The organism is Streptomyces sp. ISL-66, assembly GCF_018614135.1.
In the GTDB taxonomy this organism is placed as follows: domain Bacteria; phylum Actinomycetota; class Actinomycetes; order Streptomycetales; family Streptomycetaceae; genus Streptomyces.
This window is the reverse complement of the sequence record NZ_JAGGOW010000149.1, coordinates 20,933-27,743: the sequence shown is the minus strand read 5'-3', so window position 1 is coordinate 27,743 and position 6,811 is coordinate 20,933. Positions and strand designations below refer to the sequence as shown.

Below are 6,811 nucleotides of genomic sequence, written 5' to 3'. Positions count from 1 at the left end.
CCGGCCGGAGCCACCCCGGCCGAAGCCACCCCGGCCGGAGCCACCGTGGTCGGAGCCACCCCGGCCGAAGCCACCCCGGCCGGAGCCACCGCGGCCAGCCGGGCCGTCAGGTCCTCGTGCCGGGCCGTCGCCCGGGCCGCGTCGTCCCGGGTCCAGGCGAGCTCGTGGTTCAGGGCGTCGGCCGTCACCGGATCCGCCGTCTCCGCCAGCCGCGCCGACAGCCCGCGCAGCAGGGTCCGCGCCTCCGCCCGCTGCGCTGCGGCCGTGGCCAGCAGGGTGTACAGCTCCTCGACCCCGCCGGGCAGCCGGTCCCAGACTTCGACCGCGGCCGCCCGCAGCCCGGCCGCGTACCGCGCTTCCCGCGCGAGCGCGCCACCCGCGCCGCCCGGCCCGGCGGAGTCGGCAGAGCCCCCCGACCCCACCGTCCCCACCGAGCCGGGCGAACTCCCCGCCGACGTCGAGTCCTGGGAGTCGGCTCCGTCCGCCGCCGCCGCCAAGTCCCCCAGCAGGGACTCCAGTACGTCCCACGGAGGCATCGCCGCCCCGTCCAGGCAGGCCAGCATCCCCTCCGGATCCCGCCGCAGGAACTCCCCGTACCAGCCCGCCCCCGGATCCAGTCTCTGCGTCAACCCACGCATGTATGCGGTGAGTTGCCCGATCGCCTGTGAAGTCGCGGTCTCCATCCGGCTATTGGATCCCACCCGTGTTACGGGCGGGCTACGGGAGTCTCAAAGCTGGTCGGCAGGCGGGGCGAAGCTGACCTCGATCGCGGTGTGCGGGCGCTTGCCCCGCCGGAACACGGCGGCCGGCACGTCCACCATCCAGAACTGCCACGTGTACTTGCGCGAAAGGAGCCTCCGCACCCGCGTCAGCCCCGCCTCGTCCAGCAGCCGCGCCTCGCCCTCCACCGGGGTGGCCTCCTCGACCACCCGGCCGCGCGCGTCGCACGGCACCACCGCGACGCGCCCGTTGTTGCGGATGCGCTTGACCTTCCACGAATCGCTGCGCGTCCACACGTACAGCTCACCGCTGTCCGCCACCGCCCACACCGGCGTCGCCACCGCCGTGCCGTCCTTCCGGAAGGTGGTGAGACTGACGTACCGCGCCTTGCCCAGCTCCTCAAGCGTCATGCGCCAACCCTATGCGGAGCGACCCGTCCGCCCTCACGTGCCGCATCATCGGCGACCGACGTCGGTGGGCACCGCCAATGGATCACGGCTCCTCGCCGGCGGCGATCATCTGCTGCGCATGCTGGAGCTGGGTGCGGCTGACGACGACGCCGGTTGACGGAAGACCACGTCTCCCTGGGCGTTGGCATGGGCATGGGAATGGGCCCGGCCCTCGGGGGTGGCACATGCCGCGAGCAGCAGACCGCCCGCGAGCAGGGCCCCGACGAGTCCGAGACCGAGTCGCTCGGATGCGGATCCGGATGCGGATCCGCATGCGAAGGCGGATACGGACGCGGGTACGGATGCGGATGCGTTCATGTCTGGCACGGGTTCACGCTTGCCCGCGCCCCGCCCGCCCCACCGCCTATTGGGCCGTTCGGTCGCCGGGCCCGCCCGAACGGCAGGCCGAGGCGGCCGATCGGCCGAGGCCGCTTGGTCAGACCGGAACGAAGGTGCAGCGCCGCATCACGTCGTCCAGCGAGAGCCCCAGCGCCTCGGCGAGGGCCGCCACGGTGAAGAAGGCGGGCGTCGGAGCCCGCCCGGTCTCGATCTTGCGGAGCGTCTCGGCGGAGAGCCCGGCGCTGGCCGCGACCTCGACCATGCTGCGGCCGCCGCGGGCCGCGCGCAACAGGGCGCCCAGACGCTCGCCGCGCTCGTGCTCTTCGGGGGTGAGAGGGGTGCGGACCATGACTCCATCCTACCCCGCACCCCAATAATTATCCCGTTACAGTTATACCGGTATAGTTATTGGCATGATGGAACTGAAGACAGACGAATCGATCGACCGGATGCGCGCCGCGGGCCGCGTCGTCGCACACGCCCTCGCCGCGGTCCGGGACCGGGCGGACGTCGGCGTGTCCCTGCTCGAGCTCGACCGGGTGGCCCGCGAGGTGCTCCGGGAGGCGGGCGCCAGCTCGCCCTTCCTCGGCTACCGGCCACGGTTCGCGCCGGTCCCCTTCCCCGCCGTCGTCTGCGTTTCCGTCAACGACGCCATCGTGCACGGCATCCCCGACGGGTACCTGCTGCGCGACGGCGATCTGGTCAGCATCGACTGCGGGGCGAAGCTGGGCGGCTGGGTCGGCGACGCGGCCGTCAGCTTCACCGTCGGCCGGGCCCGCCCCGCCGACCTGCGGCTCATCGACACCGCCGAGGCCGCCCTCGCGGCGGGCATCGCAGCCGCCCGGCCCGGCAACCGCGTCGGGGACATCGCCCACGCCATCGGCACCGTCTGCCGCGCCGCCGGATACGGCATCCCCGACGGCTTCGGCGGCCACGGCATCGGGCGCTCCATGCACGAGGAGCCGGGCGTGCCCAACGAGGGCCCGGCGGGGCAGGGTACGAAGCTGCGCGCCGGCATGGTGATCGCGATCGAGCCGATGCTGATCGCGGGCGGCACGGACGACTACGGCTGCGACGCGGACGGCTGGACCCTGCGGACCGTCGACGGCAGCCGCGCCGCGCACGCGGAGCACACCGTCGCGATCACCGCCGCCGGCCCCAGGATCCTCACCGCTCCGTAGCCGCGACCCCGCCAGCGGCCCCGGACCCGGCCGTGGTCACAGCCGGGTGGTCACCACCAGGTAGTCACAGCGGGTCGTCACCACCGGGTGGTCACAGCCGCAGCCCGGGCGACAGCCGCAGCGGGCCTCCTCCGAGGCCCCGTTACGGCCTCCCGTGCGGGTGCACCACCATCGCCGCGCCGCCTCCGCGGCGGGTCGTCTCGGCGGCCGCCAGCCAGCGCCCGTCGGGCAGCCGCTGGACGCCGGTGGCGGCGCCGATCTCCGGGTTCTGCCGGAAGCCCTGACCGAGGGCCTCCAGCTCCGCGCGGACCGGGCTGCCCCACAGGCCCGGTTCCAGCTCGGTGGTGGTCTGGTTGCGCTGGCTGGCCCGCGGTGCGGCGATGGCGTCGACGAGCGGCAGCCCGCGGTCCAGGTGTCCGATCAGCGTCTGGAGCACGGTGGTGATGATGGTCGCGCCGCCCGGGGAGCCCACGGCCAGCACCGGCCGCCCGTCCTCCAGCACGATGGTCGGGGACATCGAGGAGCGCGGCCGCTTGCCGGGGCCGGGCAGGTTCGGGTCCGGGACGCCGGGGGCGGTCGGGGCGAAGGAGAAGTCGGTCAGCTCGTTGTTGAGCAGGAAGCCGCGGCCCGGGACGGTGATGCCGCTGCCGCCGGTCGACTCGATGGTCAGGGTGTAGGAGACCACGTTCCCCCAGCGGTCGGCGACCGTCAGGTGCGTGGTGTTCTCCCCCTCGTACGTGGTCGGGGCGGCCTGCCCTCCCGCGCCGCAGGCGACCGGGTGACGCGGATCGCCCGGAGCGACCGGGCTGGTCAGCGCCTTGCCCGGGTCGATGAGGCAGCCGCGCGTGTCGGCGTACCGCTGCGAGAGCAGCTCCCGCGTCGGCACGTCCTCGGCCGCCGGGTCGCCGACCCAGCGGCCGCGGTCGGCGAAGGAGATCCGCGAGGCCTCGATGAACCGGTGCAGGTACTGGGCTTCGGAGAGCCGGCCGAGGTCGCTGCGCTCCAGGATGTTCAGCGCCTCGCCGACGGTGGTGCCGCCGGAGGAGGAGGGGGCCATGCTGTAGACGTCCAGGCCGCGGTAGCCGACCCGGGTCGGCTCCTGCCGCTTGGTCGCGTACGCGCGCAGGTCGCCGGTGGTCAGATCGCCGGGGCGGACGACGCGGGTGGCGGCCGGGTCCACCGGGGGCGTGCGCACGGTCCGGACGATGTCCTCGGCCAGCGGACCCCGGTAGAGGGCGCCGGCGCCCTTGCGGCCGAGCTCGGCATAAGTCGCCGCCAGATCCGGGTTCTTGAAGGTGGAACCGACCACCGGGAGGGAGCCGCCGGGCAGGAAGAGCTTCTTCGTGTCCGGGAAGTCCTTGAAACGGTCCTGGTTGAGCTCGGTCTGGGCCCGGAAAGTGGCGTCCACGGTGAAGCCGTCGCGGGCCAGTTTCTCGGCGGGCTTGAGGAGTTGGCCGAGGGGCCGGGTGCCCCAGGACTCGAGCGCGCTCTGCCAGGTCGCCGGCGTGCCCGGGACTCCGACGCCGCGGCCGCTGGTCTGGCCCTCGGCGAAGGGGATGGGGGCGCCGTTCTCCTGGAACAGCGTGGCGGTGGCGGTCGCCGGGGCCGTCTCGCGGCCGTCGATGGTCCGCACGCGGCCGGACCGGGCGTCGTAGTAGACGAAGTAGCCGCCCCCGCCGATCCCGGCGGAATAGGGCTCGGTGACGCCGAGCGCGGCGGCCGTGGCGACGGCGGCGTCCACGGCGTTGCCGCCGGAGCGCAGGACGGCGATCCCGGCCGCGCTGGCATCGGCGTCGACGCTGGCGACGGCCCCGCCGTAGCCGGCGGCGACCGGCACCTTGGCCGGCGCCGGTCCGCCGGCCGCCTCCTGGGACGGCGGGGCGGCCGCCCCGGTGGAGACGAGCGCACCGGCGAGTGCGACGAGGACCAACTGACGTGCGGCGGGACGATGCATCCGTACCTCCAGTAGACGGCCTGTCAAACCCCCCTGGGCCAGGCCTAGGCTGGGCACTTTAACTTCACCGCACCCCCCGCGTCAGGACGGCGGTCCGCGGGTTAACATCCGCGCCATGAACGACGACGTGCGCAACATCGTGCTGGGGGTGGTGGCCACCGCCATCAGTGGCGGCTTCGGCTGGTTCGCCCGGACGTACCTGTGGCGCCGCGCACTGCGCCGCAAGCAGGCCTTCTTCGGCCTGCCGACCGGCTCCGACTGCCTGTTCGTGGTCAACCGGCAGATGGGCGGCACCCAGGGGTCGGTGCACAGGAACGACGCCTTCGCGCTCCTGGAGATATCCGCGCTGATCAAGGACTGCGGGGCGAACCTGCAGATCATCTCGCACGACGGGGTCCGCCAGGGCTTCGGCGAGCGGGCCGAGTTCTGCGTCGGCGGGCCCGTCTCCAACGCGCGGACGGCGGCCCATCTCACGTCCATGCTGCCGGGCGTCCGGGTGGACGTCTCCACCGAGCCCGGTCCGGACCGGGGGTCGATCACGGTCGGCGGGGAGTCGTACCGCTGGCAGCGCGGCCAGGTGGAGTACGTGGTGCTCGCCCGGCTGACCACGGGTCCGGGGACCCGGCCGGTGTTCCTGATCTCGGGGCAGACCGCGATCAGCAACCAGGCCGGCGCCCGCTTCCTGGCCCGCAACCACGTGGAGCTGGCCCGCCGTTACCGCGAGGAGTCGTTCTGCGTCATGCTGAAGGTGATCAACTCCGACGCCTACGGCCCGGACGTGGCCGAGCTGCTGGTGGACGTCACCGAGGCGGCCCGGACACCCATAGCGGCAGCCGCGTGATGCCGTTGATGAAGTTCGAGACCAACCGGCGTGGCGGGCCGGCCAGTTCGGGGGCGGGCATCAGGGCGCGCCACTCCTCGTAGAGGACCCGCAGCTGGAGCCGCGCGAAGTGGGCACCGAGACAGACGTGCGGGCCGTCCCCGAAGGAGACGTGCGGGTTGGGGACGCGGCCGAGGTCGAGGCGCCCTGGGTCGGCGAAGGCGCGTTCGTCGTGGTTGGCGGAGGCGTGGAAGACCACCACCTTGTCCCCGGCGGCGATCCGCACGCCCGCGAGTTCCGTGTCGGCGGCGGCGGTGCGCCGGAAGCTGAGCACCGGCGGGTGGACGCGCAGGAGTTCGTCCACGGCCCGGTCCACCGGGACCCGCCCGTCGGCGAGTGCGGCGTACGCGCGCGGGTCGCGGGCCAGGGCGAGCAGTCCGCCGGGGGCCGCGCCGCGCACGGTGTCGTTGCCCGCGACGGTGAGCAGGAAGAAGAACATCTCCAGCTCCGCGTCCTCCAGTCCGGCGAGCGCGAGGGCCGTCATCACGTCGTCGGCGGGGTGTGCCCGCTTGTAGGCGGCCAGTTCGCGGGCGTACCGGAACATCTCGCCCAGCAGGGCCGGGGAGCGCGGGTTCAGCGGGGTGCCGTCCGGGCCGAGCGGCGGAGCGGGCGCGTCCTCGGGATCCTGGTAGCCGATGATCCGTACGGTCCACTCCAGGAGCAGTCCCCGGTCGGCGGCGGGGACGCCCAGCAGGTCGGTGAGGTTCAGCAGCGCGTACTCGTCGGTGACCGCGCGCACCACGTCGGCGCTCCCGCCCTCGGCGCCGTCCCGGGCGGCGCGCAGCAGCGTACGGGCGCGGTCGCGGACCCGGGAGGCGAAGGCGTCGACGCGGGCCGGGGTGAAGGCGCGGGCGACCGTCCGGCGCAGCTTCCCGTGTTCGGGGGGATCCTGATTGAGCATGGTGCGCCGCAGGAAGGGCAGGTCGGCCGGGTCGGGGTCGCGGATCTGGGTGGCGCCCAGCCGGGAGGAGTACGTGGCGTGGTCGCGCAGGACCCGGACGACGTCGGCGTGCCGGGTGACGGCCCAGAATCCGGGGCCGGCGGGCCAGCCGAGGACCTCCGGCTCGCGCTGCCAGGCCACCGGGTGGTGGTCGCGCAACAGGCGGTAGCGGTCGTACGGGACGCCTTCGGCGTAGACGCGCGGGTCGAAGACGTCGGGGATGTCCGCCGCTCGCTCCCGGTCGACGGCAGGGCCTTGATGATCCATGGGCCACACGGTGGCGGGACGCGGGCCCGGTCCGCAAGGGGGCCGCGCGGTGGGGCGGCGGCCGGACACCGGTCGGCCGGG

General features: G+C 74.0%; 6 protein-coding genes and 1 pseudogene. 2 read left to right on the top strand and 5 right to left on the bottom strand.

Annotated elements, in window-relative coordinates; all coding sequences use genetic code 11:
- From J7E97_RS27100 to J7E97_RS27090, 3 genes and pseudogenes are all read right to left on the bottom strand, one after another.
- A pseudogene (locus J7E97_RS27100) lies at nt 1-629 on the bottom strand (hypothetical protein); the annotation flags it as partial.
- Between the two features lie 99 nt (nt 630-728).
- Nucleotides 729-1,130 carry a PPOX class F420-dependent oxidoreductase gene (locus J7E97_RS27095; protein ID WP_215032403.1) on the bottom strand — a complete coding sequence of 134 codons (402 nt, stop codon included), beginning with the start codon at nt 1,128-1,130 and terminating at the stop codon, nt 729-731.
- Nucleotides 1,131-1,605: 475 nt separating this feature from the next.
- A complete protein-coding gene (locus J7E97_RS27090) occupies nt 1,606-1,857 on the bottom strand; it encodes a helix-turn-helix domain-containing protein (RefSeq protein WP_215032400.1) in 252 nt (83 codons plus the stop codon).
- Between the two features lie 64 nt (nt 1,858-1,921).
- On the opposite strand from J7E97_RS27090, the gene map reads away from it, so the two are divergent.
- A complete protein-coding gene (gene map, locus J7E97_RS27085; RefSeq protein WP_215032397.1) occupies nt 1,922-2,689 on the top strand; it encodes a type I methionyl aminopeptidase in 768 nt (255 codons plus the stop codon).
- 142 nt (nt 2,690-2,831) lie between these two features.
- Here map and ggt read toward each other — a convergent pair whose 3' ends face one another.
- Nucleotides 2,832-4,643: a gamma-glutamyltransferase gene (gene ggt / locus J7E97_RS27080; RefSeq protein ID WP_215032394.1), complete on the bottom strand. Its 1,812-nt coding sequence runs from the start codon at nt 4,641-4,643 to the stop codon at nt 2,832-2,834.
- 115 nt (nt 4,644-4,758) lie between these two features.
- On the opposite strand from ggt, the gene J7E97_RS27075 reads away from it, so the two are divergent.
- Entirely contained in the window at nt 4,759-5,484 is a 726-nt protein-coding gene (locus J7E97_RS27075) for a hypothetical protein (RefSeq protein WP_215032391.1), read from the top strand.
- Here J7E97_RS27075 and J7E97_RS27070 read toward each other — a convergent pair.
- On the bottom strand, nt 5,444-6,730 hold the full coding sequence (locus tag J7E97_RS27070; RefSeq protein ID WP_215032388.1) for a cytochrome P450: 1,287 nt from the start codon (nt 6,728-6,730) through the stop codon (nt 5,444-5,446). The genes J7E97_RS27075 and J7E97_RS27070 overlap by 41 nt on opposite strands.
- Nucleotides 6,731-6,811: the final 81 nt, after the last annotated feature.

Excerpts from the sequence above, each read along its gene's own strand:
- J7E97_RS27095 (WP_215032403.1), bottom strand. The coding sequence starts at position 1,130 with ATGACGCTTGAGGAGCTGGGCAAGGCGCGGTACGTCAGTCTCACCACC.
- J7E97_RS27090 (WP_215032400.1), bottom strand. The coding sequence starts at position 1,857 with ATGGTCCGCACCCCTCTCACCCCCGAAGAGCACGAGCGCGGCGAGCGT.
- map (WP_215032397.1), top strand. The coding sequence starts at position 1,922 with ATGATGGAACTGAAGACAGACGAATCGATCGACCGGATGCGCGCCGCG.
- ggt (WP_215032394.1), bottom strand. The coding sequence starts at position 4,643 with ATGCATCGTCCCGCCGCACGTCAGTTGGTCCTCGTCGCACTCGCCGGT.
- J7E97_RS27075 (WP_215032391.1), top strand. The coding sequence starts at position 4,759 with ATGAACGACGACGTGCGCAACATCGTGCTGGGGGTGGTGGCCACCGCC.
- J7E97_RS27070 (WP_215032388.1), bottom strand. The coding sequence starts at position 6,730 with ATGGATCATCAAGGCCCTGCCGTCGACCGGGAGCGAGCGGCGGACATC.